This is a genomic window from Acetobacter sp. A11-2 (genome assembly GCF_040208445.1).
Taxonomy (GTDB): Bacteria; Pseudomonadota; Alphaproteobacteria; order Acetobacterales; family Acetobacteraceae; genus Acetobacter; species Acetobacter oryzoeni.
This window is the reverse complement of the sequence record NZ_CP157843.1, coordinates 2266744-2282924: the sequence shown is the minus strand read 5'-3', so window position 1 is coordinate 2282924 and position 16181 is coordinate 2266744. Positions and strand designations below refer to the sequence as shown.

Annotated in this window: 17 protein-coding genes and 1 tRNA gene; 7 read left to right on the top strand and 11 right to left on the bottom strand. The window is 49.9% G+C overall.

Features of this window, described 5'->3' with window-relative positions; all coding sequences use genetic code 11:
- Positions 1-197: 197 nt before the first annotated feature.
- A tRNA-Glu gene (locus tag ABNV41_RS11105) sits at positions 198-273 on the bottom strand.
- Positions 274-655: 382 nt separating this feature from the next.
- Between ABNV41_RS11105 and cysG the strand changes: the two genes are divergently transcribed.
- The 5 genes from cysG to ABNV41_RS11080 all read left to right on the top strand — a co-directional run bounded on the left by cysG (position 656) and on the right by ABNV41_RS11080 (position 6120).
- The gene (gene cysG, locus ABNV41_RS11100; RefSeq protein ID WP_087651767.1) at positions 656-2059 is read left to right on the top strand and encodes a siroheme synthase CysG; all 1404 of its coding nucleotides are present in this window, start codon (positions 656-658) and stop codon (positions 2057-2059) included.
- Between the two features lie 87 nt (positions 2060-2146).
- The gene (locus ABNV41_RS11095) at positions 2147-3574 is read left to right on the top strand and encodes an FAD-binding oxidoreductase (protein WP_050818490.1); all 1428 of its coding nucleotides are present in this window, start codon (positions 2147-2149) and stop codon (positions 3572-3574) included.
- 98 nt (positions 3575-3672) lie between these two features.
- Positions 3673-4485 carry a MetQ/NlpA family ABC transporter substrate-binding protein gene (locus ABNV41_RS11090; RefSeq protein WP_050818489.1) on the top strand — a complete coding sequence of 271 codons (813 nt, stop codon included), beginning with the start codon at positions 3673-3675 and terminating at the stop codon, positions 4483-4485.
- Complete coding sequence (locus ABNV41_RS11085; RefSeq protein WP_050818488.1) at positions 4482-5465, top strand: methionine ABC transporter ATP-binding protein; 984 nt, start codon at positions 4482-4484, stop codon at positions 5463-5465. The genes ABNV41_RS11090 and ABNV41_RS11085 overlap by 4 nt, the downstream gene beginning before the upstream one ends.
- On the top strand, positions 5446-6120 hold the full coding sequence (locus ABNV41_RS11080; RefSeq protein WP_050818487.1) for a methionine ABC transporter permease: 675 nt from the start codon (positions 5446-5448) through the stop codon (positions 6118-6120). The genes ABNV41_RS11085 and ABNV41_RS11080 overlap by 20 nt, the downstream gene beginning before the upstream one ends.
- A 52-nt stretch (positions 6121-6172) precedes the next feature.
- Here ABNV41_RS11080 and hmpA read toward each other — a convergent pair whose 3' ends face one another.
- Complete coding sequence (hmpA, locus tag ABNV41_RS11075; RefSeq protein WP_349934685.1) at positions 6173-7387, bottom strand: NO-inducible flavohemoprotein; 1215 nt, start codon at positions 7385-7387, stop codon at positions 6173-6175.
- 362 nt (positions 7388-7749) lie between these two features.
- Between hmpA and ABNV41_RS11070 the strand changes: the two genes are divergently transcribed.
- Positions 7750-8118 carry a helix-turn-helix domain-containing protein gene (locus ABNV41_RS11070; protein WP_003626381.1) on the top strand — a complete coding sequence of 123 codons (369 nt, stop codon included), beginning with the start codon at positions 7750-7752 and terminating at the stop codon, positions 8116-8118.
- A gap of 103 nt (positions 8119-8221) precedes the next feature.
- Here the strand turns inward: ABNV41_RS11070 and ABNV41_RS11065 are convergent, their stop codons facing one another.
- Together ABNV41_RS11065 and alkB are read right to left on the bottom strand one after the other, a co-directional pair.
- The gene (locus ABNV41_RS11065; protein WP_050818485.1) at positions 8222-9382 is read right to left on the bottom strand and encodes a serine hydrolase; all 1161 of its coding nucleotides are present in this window, start codon (positions 9380-9382) and stop codon (positions 8222-8224) included.
- Between the two features lie 33 nt (positions 9383-9415).
- Positions 9416-10084, bottom strand: a complete 669-nt coding sequence (gene alkB, locus ABNV41_RS11060) for a DNA oxidative demethylase AlkB (protein ID WP_050818484.1) — start codon at positions 10082-10084, stop codon at positions 9416-9418.
- Positions 10085-10193: 109 nt separating this feature from the next.
- Here alkB and ABNV41_RS11055 point away from each other — a divergent pair, with 109 nt between their 5' ends.
- Positions 10194-10580, top strand: a complete 387-nt coding sequence (locus ABNV41_RS11055; protein WP_050818483.1) for a hypothetical protein — start codon at positions 10194-10196, stop codon at positions 10578-10580.
- A 70-nt stretch (positions 10581-10650) separates the two neighbouring features.
- Here ABNV41_RS11055 and ABNV41_RS11050 read toward each other — a convergent pair whose 3' ends face one another.
- From ABNV41_RS11050 to pdxA, 7 genes are all read right to left on the bottom strand, one after another.
- The gene (locus tag ABNV41_RS11050) at positions 10651-12105 is read right to left on the bottom strand and encodes a sodium:solute symporter (protein WP_050820266.1); all 1455 of its coding nucleotides are present in this window, start codon (positions 12103-12105) and stop codon (positions 10651-10653) included.
- On the bottom strand, positions 12102-12299 hold the full coding sequence (locus ABNV41_RS11045; protein ID WP_080986704.1) for a DUF3311 domain-containing protein: 198 nt from the start codon (positions 12297-12299) through the stop codon (positions 12102-12104). The genes ABNV41_RS11050 and ABNV41_RS11045 overlap by 4 nt, the downstream gene beginning before the upstream one ends.
- 156 nt (positions 12300-12455) lie before the next feature.
- The gene (locus tag ABNV41_RS11040) at positions 12456-12947 is read right to left on the bottom strand and encodes a hypothetical protein (RefSeq protein ID WP_050818482.1); all 492 of its coding nucleotides are present in this window, start codon (positions 12945-12947) and stop codon (positions 12456-12458) included.
- 32 nt (positions 12948-12979) lie between these two features.
- The gene (locus tag ABNV41_RS11035; protein WP_080986703.1) at positions 12980-14125 is read right to left on the bottom strand and encodes an anhydro-N-acetylmuramic acid kinase; all 1146 of its coding nucleotides are present in this window, start codon (positions 14123-14125) and stop codon (positions 12980-12982) included.
- 4 nt (positions 14126-14129) lie between these two features.
- On the bottom strand, positions 14130-14486 hold the full coding sequence (locus tag ABNV41_RS11030) for a DUF6476 family protein (RefSeq protein WP_050818481.1): 357 nt from the start codon (positions 14484-14486) through the stop codon (positions 14130-14132).
- Position 14487: 1 nt separating this feature from the next.
- Complete coding sequence (locus tag ABNV41_RS11025; RefSeq protein WP_050818480.1) at positions 14488-15210, bottom strand: pyridoxine 5'-phosphate synthase; 723 nt, start codon at positions 15208-15210, stop codon at positions 14488-14490.
- On the bottom strand, positions 15207-16178 hold the full coding sequence (pdxA, locus tag ABNV41_RS11020) for a 4-hydroxythreonine-4-phosphate dehydrogenase PdxA (RefSeq protein WP_050818479.1): 972 nt from the start codon (positions 16176-16178) through the stop codon (positions 15207-15209). The genes ABNV41_RS11025 and pdxA overlap by 4 nt, the downstream gene beginning before the upstream one ends.
- Positions 16179-16181: the final 3 nt, after the last annotated feature.

Sequence of the window (16181 nt, the reverse complement as noted above, 5' to 3'; positions counted from 1 at the left end):
CTTTTTTCATAGCCTGCGGGTGAAGCTTCATGATGGCTCCATTGCCATGTGCAAGGAGGATCTCCGCTGGATCGTCAACCTTGTAGAGGTTGATGATAAGGAAATTCGTATTTGTGGAAGAGAAGGGGAGATTGATAAAATAGTGTATCTCAAGCTATGTAAAGCGAAGCCCGAAGACTCTTGTTTTCGCACAGAAGTGGCGTCCCGTACGGGATTCGAACCCGTGTTGCCGCCGTGAAAGGGCGGTGTCCTAGGCCTCTAGACGAACGGGACAAGAGGCTGATGCGGCTTCCTACGAGAAAAATATCTTTAACACAAGAAGATTCTTTAGAGTGTTTGCTTGTTTGATACGAAAATGCAGGCAAAGCGCTGAATTTGTGCGCGTTCTGGCCTGATACGGATTATGAAACGTGGCGGAAATGGCGTTATTATAATGAGTGCGTCACCTCAGAATAACGCCAGTGTTGGGTCATGGGCCGCACCTAGCAACAGACACTATAACACTTCAAACGTTTGAGGGGCGTGCTTAGAAGTTATCAGCCATCTTCAATATGATAGTGGTTTTTGTGCGTAAAAGCAGGTTCTGGAAATCTTTTTTGCGTTTAAGGTGTTTGGCCTCTTGCATCTGGGCCAGAAGACTGCTTGCAGAGGCATTATGCAAGGTTTGTCAGAAAATACAGGTTGGTTTCCCGTTGTGTTTCGCATGGAAGGCGAGCGGGTTCTTGTTGTGGGTGGCGGAAATGTTGCTGCCAGCAAGGTGCAACTTCTTGTCTCCACAGGTGCGCGTGTTGAAGTGCTTTCAGCTTTCTTGTGTCCGGAGCTTGAGCGGCTGGTAGATAAAGGTGCCATACACCATCTTGCGCAGGATACTTCTGAACAGGATTTACAGCCGCGGCTTGCTGGCTGCCGTCTGGTTTATTTAGCGACGAATGACCGGGATCTGAACCAAACACTTGCGACTCTTTGCAAAGCGCAAAACGTGCCGGTTTGTGCTGTAGATGATCCGGCTATTTCTACATTTATTACGCCAGCACTGGTTACACGTGGGAAGGTGCAGGTTGCTATTTCCACAGGAGGAGCAGCTCCTGTACTCGCACGTAGGCTCAGAACAATGGTCGAGCGTGTTTTGCCAGAAGGTTTGCATCATCTGGCAGATTTTATGTCTGCCATACGGGATGAGTTGCGCCAGCGTATTCCAGACACCTCTGCTCGTCGGCAATTGTGGGAACATTTTCTGGATGGGGAAGGTGCACGCGCAGCACTGGCGCGAGATACGGCTGAAGCCACACGGAAGCTGCAGGAATTGGAAGTAGGTAATGCTGCGCGTGGCGAGGTCTGGTTGGTAGGGGCCGGCCCGGGTAATCCTGATCTGCTTACTCTGGCGGCTTTGCGGCTTATGCAGGATGCCGATGTAATTTTGTATGATAACTTGGTAGGGCCAGAAATCCTGAATTACGTGCGGCGAGATGCTGAGCGTGTTTTTGTAGGGAAAAAGCGCAACCGCCATACATTGCCGCAGGAAGATATCAATCATGAACTTGTACGTCGTGCGCAAGCCGGCCAACGAGTTCTGCGTCTAAAAGGTGGAGATCCTTTTATATTTGGCCGCGGTGGGGAAGAGCTGGAAACATTGGTAGAGGCCGGCGTGCCTTTCAGAATTGTTCCGGGTATTTCTGCAGCTAATGGATGTGCTGCATATGCAGGTATTCCGCTGACACATCGTGATTGCGCACAGGCATGTCTGTTTATTACGGGACATGCACGCGCAGATGGCGTGCTGAATCTGGAATGGGAAACCATCGCCCTTAAAAATCAGACAGTAGTGATTTACATGGGGCTGACAATGCTTTCCCAGCTTTGTGCTCAGCTTGTTAAGCACGGATTGCCTGAAAACTGGCCCGTTGCGGTGGTAGAAAAAGGTACTTTGCCGGAGCAGAGAGTATGCGAAGGCACATTGGCAACGTTACCAGATATGGTGGCGGAACAGCAGATACAAAGTCCGGCCCTTGTTATTGTTGGAGAGGTTGTACGCCATCGTGTGATCTCACCTCGTTATTGATTTAAGATACAACACTACATCGTTGATATTTGCGGCATTGTTACCTGCAGGTTTTAACCGCCATTTATCGGGAAAACAGGATAGAGCATGACAAGCACTTCATTATCTCATGCAGATGCAGCCAAACGGGTTGAGGTTGTGCTCGCGCAACTGAAAGCGCAGTTTGGTGAACGTGTTTCGTGTAATGAATCTGTTTGTGAAGCACATAGCCATGGAGAGGCTTTGCAGGTATCCCGCATGCCAACGGCTGTGGTGTTTGCTGAAAGCACGGCGGATGTATCTGAAGTGCTCAAGCTCTGCCATCATCATCGGGTTCCAGTGGTTGCCTTTGGTGCAGGTACATCCGTGGAAGGGCATGTCACGCCCCCAGAACATGCCATCAGCCTTGATCTTTCCCGTATGACAGAGGTGTTGGAAGTAAATCCGGCGGATCTGGATTGCCGTGTGCAAGCAGGCCTTACCCGGCAAGATTTGAATGTGCAGTTGCGGGATACGGGGCTGTTTTTCCCGGTGGATCCGGGTGGTGAAGCAACATTGGGAGGCATGTGCGCTACACGAGCTTCTGGCACAGCTGCGGTGCGTTACGGCACCATGAAGGAAAATGTGCTTGGGCTGACAGTTGTTCTGGCGAATGGCGAGGTTATTCGCACTGGAGGGCGTGTACGCAAGTCTTCCACAGGGTATGATCTTACTTCTTTGTTTGTCGGCTCTGAAGGCACGTTAGGAATTATTACAGAGGTGCAGTTGCGCCTGCATGGTATTCCCGAACAGCTTTCGGCTGCTATTTGCCAATTTGAAAATCTGCATGATGCTGTCAGCACGGCTATTGAGATTATCCAGATGGGCGTGCCTATTGCCCGTGTGGAACTGATGGACGAAGTGCAGATGGCTGCCAGTATCAGCTACTCTAGCCTTACAGATTTGCAGCCTCTTACAACCCTGTTTTTTGAATTTGCTGGTGCACCAGAATCCGTGCGTGAACAGATAAGTGTTACGGAAGAGATCGCGCGTGAAAACAACGGGCTGCGCTTTATGTGGGCGGATACGGCAGATGAGCGTGCACGCCTTTGGAAAGCGCGACATAATGCGTTCTGGGCAGCTAAAGCTGTTGATCCAGCCGCACGGGTGATCAGCACAGATTGTATTGTGCCTATTTCACGCCTTGCGGATCTGATAGATGGAGTTCGGCAGGATATAGCAGCTTCCGGCTTGCAGGCTGCTATTTTGGGCCATGTGGGTGATGGCAATTTTCATACTCTGATCATGACAGAAGATAGCGATGCCGGGCATGCGCGTGCGCTTGATCTTGACCGCAAGATTGTTGCACGTGCTTTGGTAATGAGTGGTTCATGCAGTGGTGAACATGGTGTGGGCTTGGGAAAACTGGAGTTCCTTGAAACTGAGCATGGGGCAGGGGCTCTGTCTGTCATGCGGGCGTTGAAAGCAACGTTGGATCCGCTGAACATTCTCAACCCCGGCAAATTGCTGCCAGAAGGGCCTGTGTTCAAAGGGTGAGGAGTGTTCAGGCAGTTTCCCCGTATAAACTTGACATCTGCGTGTTATTTTCTGTTTATACACACCAAATCGTATTTATCTGGAATGGACTATAAATCATGTCTTCGTCCTTTTTATCCCGTAGGGTAATGCTTGCCGGAATGGGCGTGGCCATGATGGCCCCCTATGGTATTGCTCATGCTGATGGTCAGGTTTTGCGCATCGGCATTATTGCTGGTGAGGATGAAGATGTCTGGCGCGTGGTGGCTGAAAACGCTGCCAAGGAAGGGCTGACTCTCAAAATTATTCCGTTTTCAGATTACAATGCGCCGAATGAGGCATTGGCTGAACACGAACTGGATGCAAATGCGTTCCAGCATGGGCCATTTCTGGAAGCGCAGAACAAAGCCAAAAATTTCCACATTGTGCCTGTTGGCAATACGTATTTGTCGCCTATAGGTTTGTATTCTCGGCGTTGGAAGTCAGTTGCAGAACTGCCAAATAAAGCCGTGATTGGCGTGCCGAATGACCCGACGAATGAGGGGCGCGCTCTTTTGCTGTTGCAGAAACTGGGGCTGATCAAAGTGGCGGAAGATGCCGGCCTGGTGCCCACGGCATTAGATATTACCGAAAATCCACGCCAGATTTCTGTAAAAGAAATGGATGCCGGAATGGTAGGGCGCGCACTGCCTGATATGGATGCGGCTGTGGTGAATACAGATTGGGCCAACAAAGCAGGCATTGATCTGCAAAAAGAGCGGATTGCCCAGGAAGCCCCGCAAAATAATCCGTATGTCTGCTTTATTGCGGTAAACGAGGCAGACAAAAATGCACCGTGGGTCAGCAAGCTTGTTTCAGCTTTTCAGCAGGATAATGTCAAACAAGCGCTGGCACAGGCCTTTCATGGTGCAGTTGTGCCGGGTTGGTCATGAGTCTTTTACAGGTTGAACATCTTACCCGCTCATTTGGCGGGCAGCCTGCCCTTAAGGATATTTCTTTTACGGTGGAAAAAGGCGATAGCCTTGGCATCATCGGGCGTTCGGGGGCGGGAAAGTCCACCTTGTTGCGGTGCCTATGCGGGCTGGATCGTCCTCAATCCGGGCGTATTCTGCTAGAAGGGCAGGATCTGGCGGTTCTGCCAGAATCTCAGATCATTCCTTTGCGGCGGCGTATCGGGCTGGTGTTTCAGCATTTTAATTTGCTGACATCCCGCACCGTTGCGGACAATGTAGCACTGCCATTGGAAATTGCAGGTATACCGCGCGATCAGCGGGTAAAGCGTGTAGCGGAATTGCTTGATCTGGTGGGTTTGGCTGATCATGCCAATAAATACCCGGCTATGTTGTCTGGCGGGCAAAAGCAGCGGGTGGGTATTGCCCGCGCCCTTGCTGCACAACCTGCCTTGCTATTGTGCGATGAAGCGACTTCTGCACTGGACCCGGAAACAACAGAGTCGATATTGGCTCTGTTAAACAGCATCAATCGTGAATTGGGGCTGACCATTGTTTTTATTACGCATGAAATGGACGTTGTGCGTACATTGGCCAAGCATGTTCTGGTGCTGGATCACGGCCGAATCATAGCCCGTGGCCTGCCTGCTGATATTCTGGAAGAAACCAGCCTGCAAGCAGCTTTACCCTCCAATATGGAACATAGCCCGCAGGAGGGTAGCCATGCGGTGGTAAGGTTAACGGTAGATCAACATCTGATTATGGCGCCATTGCTGCAAAATGTGCAGGAGATGTGCCAGACACAGGCATCTTTGCTACGCGTTATTCCTGCCGAAGATGCGGAATATCAGGTTTTGGATGTTCTTTTACAGGTTGGGGATGTTTCCGTCGCAACCATGAACTTTCTTCAGCAAAATTGTCATGCAGCAGAAGTGGTAGGATATGTCCCGGCTCATTCTTGATCTGCTATGGCATGCCACAGGCGAAACGCTGATAATGGTGCTGGTATCTGGGTTTATTGCAGTACTCTTTGGGCTGCCATTGGCCGTTTTTATGGTTGTAGCCGGCCGGGGCGGTCTTTACCCATTGCCTGTGCTGCCACGTTTGCTTGGTGTGGTGATTGATGCCATCCGGGCTGTGCCATTTATTATTCTGCTGGTGCTGCTGATTCCATTTACCCGAATGGTTGTGGGCAGTGCATTGGGCACAACAGCTGCCATTGTTCCTCTTTCCATCGCTGCTATTCCGTATTTTGCGCGTATTGCCGAGGTTTCCCTGCGGGAGGTGGATCATGGATTGGTTGATGCCGTGCGCGCCATGGGCGGAACACGGTGGATGGTAATCCGTTATGTTTTGCTGCCAGAAAGCATGCCAGCGCTTGTATCCGGCATAACAGTTACGCTGGTAACCTTGGTGGGCGCATCTGCTATGGCAGGTACCATTGGGGCCGGTGGTTTGGGAGACCTAGCTATCCGTTATGGCTATCAACGTTTCAATACAACGGTGATGTTAGGGGTAGTGGCCGTTTTGATTGTGCTGGTAACGGGTATGCAGGCCTTGGGTAACTGGCTTTCACGCATACTACGTCATTCTGAGCGCGCCAGAATTGCAGATTAGAACTTAAAAATAGCCTCTCTATTCTTCATGAAATAGAGAGGCTATTACGTAATTACGCGCCTACAAGTTCCGCATCAGCGGCAGATCCAAAGAATTCATAGTGGATTTGTTTTTCTGGCACGCCGGCTTCTGTCAGAGCTTTAATCATGTCTCGCATAAAACTATCAGGCCCACAGATATTGTAATCTGCCGTGATATCTATGTGGGGTTTAAGCCATTCTGCGGTCACTCTGCCTTCATGCAGTTTCACGTTCTTGCTCGAACGGTTGGTGGGGGCGGGGGAATGACTATAGAAAATATCGGCTTTGAGAGCATCTTTTTCGGCTAGGTCGTATATGTAGTCGGAAAATGCTTCATCCTGTGCCGTATGGACGCCGTGGATGTAATGAATATCACGCTTGGTTCCATCTTTTAGAAATGCACCCAAAGTAGAAATAAAAGGTGTTTGCCCCACACCTGCGCACAGGAGAACGATTTTGCTGTTTTTTTCCGTTTCGGGTGTAAAGTCTCCTGCTGGTGCAGAAACGTCCAGCATTTGCCCTTCTTGTACGGTATCATGTAGCCATTGAGACACCACACCACCATCTGCACGACGCACACTAATGCGGTAATGATCCGCACCGGGTTCGGAAGAAATACTGTAGTTGCGGCGTTGTGAACCATGCCCCGGAACATCTAGCTTGAAGCTGAGATATTGCCCGGCTTCGTGTTTCATAATGGGTTTGTTATCGACTGGTACCAGTTCGAAGGATGTAATGGTGTCACTTTCACGCACTTTGCGCCGTACCGTAAAGGGTCGCCAACCTACCCATCCGCCCGGGGCTGCTGCATGGGCTTCATAAATCTGTTCTTCACGGCCGATGAGAATTTCTGCTAAGAACCAGTAAGCTTTGCCCCATGCTTCCAGAATTTCGGGGGTGGCGGCATTTCCCAATACCTGCGCAATCGCTCCCAAAAGTGCATCTGCTACATAGGGGTAGTGTTTGGGCAGAATATTCAGGCCAACGTGTTTTTCAGTAATGCGTTCAACCATACCGCCTAAGGCGCCAAGGTTATCAATGTTACGCGCATAAGCCAGCACAGCCAAGGCAAGGGCTTTTGGTTGTTCACCATCTTTTTGGTGAGACATGTTGAAAAGGTCCCGGATATCGGGGTTGGACAGTAGGTGTTTGTACATCTCCCGCGTAATATCCAACCCGTGTGCCTCAAGAGCAGGAACGCAGGCTTTTATGATTGAGATTGTTTTTGCATCAAGTGGAGAAGGCATGAGGAGGATTCCGTATAAAATGTATTTCAATTACACCTTATAGAGGTATTTAAAGGTGTCAATATGACACATCTTTTGTACGGAGATAGCTGCATTGTGATGCATGCAATATTTAGAGAGAATTAATATTCTATATTTGAGTTATTATGTTAGGTAATGGATAATATTATACGTTTTCTGGAAAAAAATAGCTTTTGCTTTTGCATTTCTATAAAACTAAGATTACTTACTGGATATAAGAAAACATGTTATCAGGTTATTAAGTTTTCAGTGGTTTGTCATACTTTGTAGAATGACAACCATAAAATATTGGGCATGCTACAAGAACCACGGTAACTCTGGAGCAATGGGTATAAAGAACAATGGCTGACCAGGACGACGTTATTTCACCCGGGATAGATCTTGGACAAAGGATCAAAATCCTGCGTAAATCTGCTGGACTTACACAGCAGCAGGTTGCGGATGCGCTGGGGGTTTCAAGGCCAGCTATCGCTTTTTGGGAAACCGGACGCGAAGGAAGCGCTAGAAAGCATATTCCCAAGCTGGCTGCACTTTTTAATGTTGATCCAGAAATTTTTCTGACAGGTTATGTGCAGGAAGATATTGAACTGGTGATTACACCGGATGAGCACGATGTGATCCGCCTTTACCGTATGCTTGATCCATCTCGCAAAGTATCTGCACAAAAATGGCTGGAGCGTCAGGCGCGGATGGCGCGGCAGGAAGACTAAATTTATCGCGTCATTTTTATATAATTAGGTAAGTTCTTTTCAGTGTTTGTGGGCGCAACCCCTGTGTAAACATTGAGAAGAACTTACCTTTCAAACTTCTTCTTTAAAGCTGCTCTAAGGCAAGTGCAGCCGCAGAAGCCACATTATGCCTTAAGGCAACAACATTGCCCTTTCCATAAGGGTGAAGCCGGTTTGTTAAAATCAGAACAAAGCTGTCTGTTTGTGGCACCAACCATAGAGATGTGCCCGTAAAGCCGGTGTGACCAAATGATCCTACAGGAAAGTAATCTCCTCGCGGGGTAGAATAGTGGGTGGCAATATCCCATCCTAAACCACGTTGGTCTGTTTTATCCGCAGGCTGCTGCGGTGATGACATCATAACCAGAGTTTCTGCCTTGAGCGGAAAAGGGGAGGAACGCCCGGCGCGCTTGTTAAGCAGCGCAATGGCGTAGTGGGTCATGTCATCTGCGCAGGAAAACAACCCTGCGTGGCCTGCAACGCCACCCATGCGGCGTGTTGTGGGGTCATGCACAATACCACGGAGGAGTGTCTCTTTTTCATCATACTGAGTAGGGGCTATGGTGCTATAAAGTGCAGATGTGGGCGTAAAAAAAGTTCTTTTTAAGCCGAGTGGTTTGAGAATATTTTGAGTTGCATAGTCTTGTAAGGTCAGGCCTGAAAGTTTTTCTACAATCAGCCCAAGCAGGATGAAATTGATATCACTATAGACAAACTGTTCTCCGGCAGGGTGGATAGGGGTGCAGGAAAACGCCATGTGTATAGCTGTATTACGGCCTATCCAGGGTGTTGAAAGGTCCAGATCTGGTGGCAGGCCGGAATAGTGAGTGAGCAACTGTCGGACAGTAATATCCTGTTTGCCCTGTCCGGAAAATTCAGGAAGGTAATGGCAAACAGGAGTATCCAGTTGCACTAATCCGCGTTCATAAAGCTGCATGATGGCAGGGGCGGTAATAAGCACTTTGGTGAGAGACGCCATATCAAACAGCGTATCCCATGTCATGCCCTCAGGATGAGGCACAAGTGCACGTTGCCCGAACACACCTTTCCAAACCACGCGGCCTTTATGGCCAATGGCAGCAACGGCTCCCGGTGTTTTATGGGTTTTGACGGCATCCTGAAAAATCTGTTCCACTTGTGCAAAGTGGTTTTTTGTCTCGGAGGCCATACTTTTCTTTATCGGCATGTAGAACAGGTTTGTCATACCCAACAGCAGAATACGTCGGCTCAAAGCGGGAGAGGGCATACTTGTTCTGCCTTATAATAAAATGCGGTTTGTTCAAGAAGCAACGAATCTGAATGTGATATTCAGGCGTGTTTCTCCTGTTCGGGAGTGTGTGCCTTGGCGGAGGGGTTTAATTCCATGAAAGCGTAGGCGATCAGGCCCCCCCCATACCAGCACATCTCCATCTTTGAGCAAAATTTGCCGGGTAGGGTCTGATCTTTTGAGACCACCCCACAGAAAAGTTGCTTCCAATCCAAATGAGAGAGAAACCACGGGCTGATCTGTGCACCCTTCATCTCGGTCTTGATGAAGCCCCATACGGGCACCGGGGCTGTAAGAATTGATAAGGCAGGCATTTGGCTGAAACTGTGCAAAGCCTGCTTTCTGGGCAGCCTTGTGCGCCAGAGCTTGAAAAATGGCAGGCATATCTGGCCAAAGTTGGCCAGTAAAAGGGTTTACTTTGGTATAGCTGTAACCTTGTAATGTGCTCACCCACCCAAATGTTCCGCAACATGTCATGGCTACAGACATCTGCCCTCCACCAGGAGTCTGCATCTTCCTGAATGGAGCCTGCTGCGCAATATGATGAATAGCTCGCATACAAGCTTCAGCATTGTGCAGGGCGAAACCGGGTAATAACACAGCACCTGTATCTAACTGCACATACTCTGGCCGTGTATCTGGCAAAAGAAAATCCAGTTGCGCGGGACGATTGTCTTTCATGCAGGAAGCTCTGTGTGGAAAGTGTTTGCGGTGGTGTGCGCAGTCTGGCACAGCATGCAAAGAGTATAGCAGCACCTATGTTTGAAACAGAAGGAGCAGATTCCCAACAATGTCGGTTTCTGGTCGGGATATGATGTTTATCGGCGGCATTCCGGCTGTTATCAGCTTTAATGCCAGCAGCCGCATGTTTCGTGGGGTTTTTATAGGCTTGAACGCAGAGGTGGATTTTCTGGCGTGTTCCCCTATGGATTTGCAACCGCAAGGTGAAGCAGCTTTGAGTGTGTTTTTGGAAACATGCCGCCAGCAGAAGCGTTCTCCCTTGCTTGCACGGCAGGAGGGGCAAAAAGGCTACCTGCTTGAAGATATATATGCAGAACTGGAAGGGCCAGCACGCCAGAAAGGGATAGATCTGTACAAGCTTGTACGAGATCAGACACTGGAGTTTCAGAAAACAGGATATCGGGAAAAAGGGCCGGTCGTTTTTCTGAATTTTTAATGGGAACGGCTGACTCTCTAAAAATGAAAGAGGGCTTGAGGTATAAGCCCTCTTCTTAACATCTATTGTGTTAGGCTGTGGTTTTAGCTGGGATATCCTGTTTGGCGGGAGCCATTACAGATACAAGTGCAACCATGGCAATATTGATAACCAGAGAAAGTAGGCCCGTAGAAATATTGCCTGAAAACAGCCCCAGATTAATGGGGTGAATAGGTTTCAAGCCGTCCATCCAGCACATGCCAACGCCAAATACTGTGCCTACAGCCCATCCCGTCAACATAGCGGCGGCAGAAAAGCGCACACGTAACAGGCCCAGAATAAGCGCAGGGAATGTTTGTAGAATAAACACCCCTCCCAGAAGCTGGAAATCAATGGCAAATTGCGCGTTCAGGAACAATACGCAAATCAGCGCGCCAATTTTAACGATAAAAGCTGTAATGCGGCTGGCACGCACCGGGTTAGCTTGTGCGGGAAGCAAATTGTTGGTGACCAGATTTGCTGCGCCAATGGCCATAACGGCCGCCGGCACCAACGCACCCACGGCAATGGCAGCAAGGCAAAAACCGGCAAACCATGCCGGAAAGACGCTTTGGAACAGCAGAGGCACAACCATGGACGTATTGGTGGTGTTAATGCCCGCCGCATGCGCCATAAAACCCAGCATGGCGATAAGCCCCAATACAATGGTGTATGCCGGTAAAAAAACGGCATTCTGTTTGATGGTATCTGCCGAGCGAGATGCCAGAATACCTGTAAGTGTGTGGGGATATAAAAAGGCAGCCAGAGCGGAAGAAAGCGCGAGTGTGGCATAGGGCAAACCTTGCCCGGTTTTAAGCACCGTATCGGCATGTGCAGCCGTGGCGAACAGCGCGCTGTAACCGCCGGTGTGCAAAGGAATAACAGTTACCGCCACCAGTACGGCAATATAGATCATAATATCCTTGATAAAGGCCGTAAGTGCTGGTGCGTGCAGTCCCCCCAGCCATGTGTAAGCGGCAAGAGAAATAAAGGCGATAATCAGTGGTAGATCGCCCGGTAATCCCAAAGCCTGCACTACTGTACGGATGCCAATAAGCTGCAGTGCAATATAGGGCATAACCGCTACCAGGCCGGTTAATGCGATAACCACCTCCAATGCCCGGCTGTTAAAGCGTGCCTTTACAATATCTGCCGCTGTGGCGTGGCCGCCTGCACGAGCAAGCTTCCAGAGTTTAGGCATGACAAGAAAAATGAACGGGTAAACGATAATGGTATAAGGCAGCGCAAAAAAGCCGTATGCCCCCGCCGCATACACCAGTGCTGGCACGGCAATAACAGTATAGGCGGTGTAAAAATCTCCACCAACCAGAAACCACGTTACCCACGGCCCAAATTCTCGCCCGCCCAAAGACCATTCTTCATGGCTATTGGTGTCACGCTTGGCATGAAACAGGCCGCGTATCCATTGTATGGAACTGCCAACAACAATGGTGGCAGCAAAAAAGAAAACAAAAACGCCAAGCGCCCACGGGTTTATGGTGTTCATGTGCTTTGTCCCTTTTTCCAGACAATCCAGATAAGGGCAGAGGTTACGGGCACCCATGCGAATTGGTACCAGTAGAAAAAGGGAAAACCCCATAAAACAGGATCGTGCCTGTTATACAGAGGTGTCCAGAGCAACCCTAAAAAGGGCAAGGCCAGTAGGAAGTTCAGATATTTCATTACAGAAAACCCGGTCATTTTGTTTTTTTTGTTCGTGACCGGGATAAGAATGGCGATGAAAGTTACCGCCTGTCAATTATTCTGTATGTTTTTCTGGTTTGAGAAACCAAGCTGTGGCTTTTCCACTACAAACAGCTGAATTGCCTGTAATGGAGTAAAAAAGACCAGTGGATTTTAACGTGTAGCGCTATGCTTTTTGTTCTGTAAAACTTGGTTCAGCTTATCGCCATACTGCCGATAGCTGCCCTCTGGCACGCAGCCCATTTCTTCCAGATCAGCCAGATCCGCTCCGTGATTGATCCACATGTTCACTTCACGTGAATCAATAGTGGCTGGGATCTCTCGTGGTTCATAAACGATAGGTGGGTTTTCACCCTCCGCTGCGCCAAAAAGCATAAAGCTATCTGGTTCCGGTGTTTTGCTGGAACTCAGGCTGATTTCACCACACACAACCTGCTTTTTTTCTGCATTAGGATGCGTGGTAATTGCGCGGAAAAATGGATGCGTGTCTGGGAATCGTTTTGTTAGTGTTTTGAGGGTGTTTTTGACAAAAGGAGAGGCCTTTTTATCGCTACCATCGATAACGGTTTGTGCACTCGCAGAACAGGCCAGTCCCGGCGCGCCAAGGGCAGCAAGCAACAGGCTGAATGCCAGAAAGCGTTTCATGGTTTTAAGTCTTTCCTGTTCAATGGAATGTATTAGACAATATTATACTGCATTTTCGTGTTTAAAACAGCTTTTGCCTTCCATGGCGTAATGCCGCCGCAACTTAACCGGCCACCCTGTTGAGGAGCAGGCACACCGGTGGTGGATGGCAGAGATAAAGGTAATCCATACAGGCTTCTGACTGCCAGAAAGCCAAAGCATTCGGCTTCCAGCGCATCCCCGTTCCATCCTAGAGTTTCTGCCGGAAATACTTGGCCAGAAAGGCGTTGTGCAAGCGCTTCCATAATAGCGGGGTTGTGCCGGCCACCACCACACACAAACCATGCCTTTGGTTGTTCTGGTAACGGGGTGCGGGCAATGGCTTCCGCCGTAAAGGCGACCAATGTAGCAGCCCCATCTGCCGGAGAGAGTGCAGCAATATCCTGCAAGGCAGTATGGAAGCTCAGCCTATCGAGAGATTTCGGGGCTGGTTTGCTAAAAAATGGATGTGCCAACAACTGCTTCAGAAGAGGTTCTGCAACCTTACCACTGCGAGCAAGCTGTCCATCTTTATCGTAGGGGATACCGGTATGGCGGAAAGTCCAGTCATCCAGCAGGGCATTTCCGGGCCCTGTATCGCAAGCCAGAATCTCACCTTCCGAAGTCAGCAAAGTGAGATTGGCAACTCCCCCAATATTCAGAATTGCAACGGGCCGTGGCTGATTATGTAGCAGAGCGGCATGATATAAAGGAGCTAAAGGCGCACCTTCTCCACCAGCCTGAACGTCTGCGGTGCGAAAGTCATGGATAACTGGTAAATCTGTAGCAGAAGAAAGAGCAATGGCATTACCTATCTGCCACGTGCGTCCAGGCTGATGCAAAATGGTCTGACCATGAAAGCCGATAAGATCGGCAGGCATATCAGGAGCCATTTGGCGCAGTTGCTGTACAGCTATGGCATGCACTTCTGTCAGATCATGTTCTGCAGACAGCAATATAGGGTCAGAAGGTGCAAGCTGGGGTGCCGCATCCAGTATGTGGCGCAGGCGTGCGCGTAACTCTGGGGTATAAGGCACGGTCAAGGAAGGACCATGCCTGGATATACGTGTGCCATCAGTTTGTATGAGCGCTGCATCTACGCCATCAAGCGACGTACCACTCATAAGCCCAATGGCGGTGAGGAGAGGGGAAGAAGGCATAGTGTTACTGTGCCGTGTTGATATCCAGCCCGGTCTGTAACTGCCCGGTAGGTACATCCCATAGCACAATACGATCTTGCCCCTGTTCTGTAACATGCAGGGCCAACAGATTATCCCGCACACGCGTTACGCTTAACAGGTGTTCACCTGCAGGTAACGTCGCATGTGCTGTGGGGAGGCTGGGGGATGGTGCAGCATCAGATAACGCAACAGGTGGAAGTGGCGGGGGAGTAGGCTTGCTGCTCATGCGATGAATGAGTACGCCTGCCAATACAACAACGCCCACCACAATCAGCACACCCATGCCAATAACGGCTACAAGTAAGGCTTTGGGTGTTTTGTATTCCTGTGGTTCTTCCATTTTAAAGAGCCGCACCTTCTGCAATATGGCGTTTCATGTTTTGCACTACGGCTGCCAGACCATCAAAAATGGCCTGTCCAATCAGAAAGTGCCCAATGTTGAGTTCTCGCAACTCTGGCAAACCTGCTATGGGGCCAACATTTTCAAATGTCAGACCATGCCCTGCATGTACCTCCAGCCCAAGTGCGGCGGCTTGTGTGGCTGCGGCACGCAGGCGTTCTAGTTCTCCGGCTTTCCCTTCTGCGTAAGCGCCAGTGTGAAGTTCTACTACTTGTGCGCCTATTTTGGCGGCAGCTTCTATCTGTAAGGGTGAGGGATCTATAAACAGCGAAACACGAATACCTGCTTGTGCGAGTTTTTGCACTTTTGGCGTAAGTGTTTCTAGCTGTCCTGCTACGTTCAGGCCGCCTTCTGTGGTGAGTTCCGCACGCCGTTCGGGCACAAGGCAGCAGGCATGAGGGCGTAAGCCAAGGGCTATGCCAACCATTTCATCAGTTGCGGCCATTTCCATATTAAGAGGTGCCGCAACTTCTGCGCGCAGGCGTTCCATATCTTTATCACGGATATGGCGTCTATCTTCACGTAGATGGGCAGTAATGCCATCTGCACCAGCCTGAATAGCCAACAAGGCCGCGGCAACGGGATCTGGATATGTGCCACCACGTGCATTGCGAATGGTAGCGACATGATCAATGTTGACGCCAAGCCGGATAGCTGAAGTCATGCTGCGTTCCTTCTGTTCTGCGCAAGCTGTGCTGCCAACCGAATGGCCGCGACAAGGCTGCTTGGGTCTGCCTTGTTCTGCCCCGCAATGTCAAAGGCTGTGCCATGGTCGGGCGATGTACGAATAATGGGCAGACCCAGCGTTACATTCACGCCTTCTGCCATATCCAGCGTTTTGAGCGGGATCAGCCCTTGGTCATGATACATGCATAAGGCCACATCGTAACGGCTGCGGGCTGCGGGTGTGAACATGGTATCTGGCGGCATGGGGCCTGTAATGTTGAGCCCTTCCTGCTGTAACGCTTTAATGGCAGGGGTGATAATCTGCTGCTCTTCATGCCCCATTAAACCGTTTTCCCCTGCATGGGGGTTTAATCCGGCTACAGCAATGCGTGGTGCTTTCAGCCCAAAATCGCGCTTGAGCCCAGCCGCGACTGTGCGGGCTGTTTTAACAATCAGCTCTGTATTTAATTGTTCCAGCGCATGCCGGAGGGATACATGCACAGTAACAGGCACAACCCTCAGAGATGGGCTGGCCAGCATCATCACTTCATGTCCGGGCACATGGCATAGTTCTGCCAGATAGCTGGTGTGCCCCGGATGTTTAAACCCTGCGCTTTGAATAACTTCCTTGCTGATAGGGTTAGTAATAATGGCGGAGGCTTCACCATTCTGGGCCAGTTCTACGGCCAGACGGATGCTTTCAATAACACTGGGTGCGTTCTGGCGGTCTGGTTCTCCGGGGGCAGCAGGTGTCTCCAGACGGAGAGGGAGTACAGGAATGGCGTGGGAGAAAACATCCGTTCCCTGTTCCAGATAACGCACAGCTTGCACTGGAGCATGCTGTTCCAGAAGGGTGGGGTCTCCAACAAAAACAAAAGGAAGCCCACTTTCGCGTAATATGCGCCATGCTTTTACAGTAATTTCAGGCGCAATACCTGCTGGGTCACCTTGTGTTAAAGCAAGCATGGG

Coding starts and splice junctions, on each gene's coding strand:
- cysG (WP_087651767.1), top strand. CDS start 656: ATGCAAGGTTTGTCAGAAAATACAGGTTGGTTTCCCGTTGTGTTTCGC.
- ABNV41_RS11095 (WP_050818490.1), top strand. CDS start 2,147: ATGACAAGCACTTCATTATCTCATGCAGATGCAGCCAAACGGGTTGAG.
- ABNV41_RS11090 (WP_050818489.1), top strand. CDS start 3,673: ATGTCTTCGTCCTTTTTATCCCGTAGGGTAATGCTTGCCGGAATGGGC.
- ABNV41_RS11085 (WP_050818488.1), top strand. CDS start 4,482: ATGAGTCTTTTACAGGTTGAACATCTTACCCGCTCATTTGGCGGGCAG.
- ABNV41_RS11080 (WP_050818487.1), top strand. CDS start 5,446: ATGTCCCGGCTCATTCTTGATCTGCTATGGCATGCCACAGGCGAAACG.
- hmpA (WP_349934685.1), bottom strand. CDS start 7,387: ATGCCTTCTCCACTTGATGCAAAAACAATCTCAATCATAAAAGCCTGC.
- ABNV41_RS11070 (WP_003626381.1), top strand. CDS start 7,750: ATGGCTGACCAGGACGACGTTATTTCACCCGGGATAGATCTTGGACAA.
- ABNV41_RS11065 (WP_050818485.1), bottom strand. CDS start 9,382: ATGCCCTCTCCCGCTTTGAGCCGACGTATTCTGCTGTTGGGTATGACA.
- alkB (WP_050818484.1), bottom strand. CDS start 10,084: ATGAAAGACAATCGTCCCGCGCAACTGGATTTTCTTTTGCCAGATACA.
- ABNV41_RS11055 (WP_050818483.1), top strand. CDS start 10,194: ATGTCGGTTTCTGGTCGGGATATGATGTTTATCGGCGGCATTCCGGCT.
- ABNV41_RS11050 (WP_050820266.1), bottom strand. CDS start 12,105: ATGAACACCATAAACCCGTGGGCGCTTGGCGTTTTTGTTTTCTTTTTT.
- ABNV41_RS11045 (WP_080986704.1), bottom strand. CDS start 12,299: ATGACCGGGTTTTCTGTAATGAAATATCTGAACTTCCTACTGGCCTTG.
- ABNV41_RS11040 (WP_050818482.1), bottom strand. CDS start 12,947: ATGAAACGCTTTCTGGCATTCAGCCTGTTGCTTGCTGCCCTTGGCGCG.
- ABNV41_RS11035 (WP_080986703.1), bottom strand. CDS start 14,125: ATGCCTTCTTCCCCTCTCCTCACCGCCATTGGGCTTATGAGTGGTACG.
- ABNV41_RS11030 (WP_050818481.1), bottom strand. CDS start 14,486: ATGGAAGAACCACAGGAATACAAAACACCCAAAGCCTTACTTGTAGCC.
- ABNV41_RS11025 (WP_050818480.1), bottom strand. CDS start 15,210: ATGACTTCAGCTATCCGGCTTGGCGTCAACATTGATCATGTCGCTACC.
- pdxA (WP_050818479.1), bottom strand. CDS start 16,178: ATGCTTGCTTTAACACAAGGTGACCCAGCAGGTATTGCGCCTGAAATT.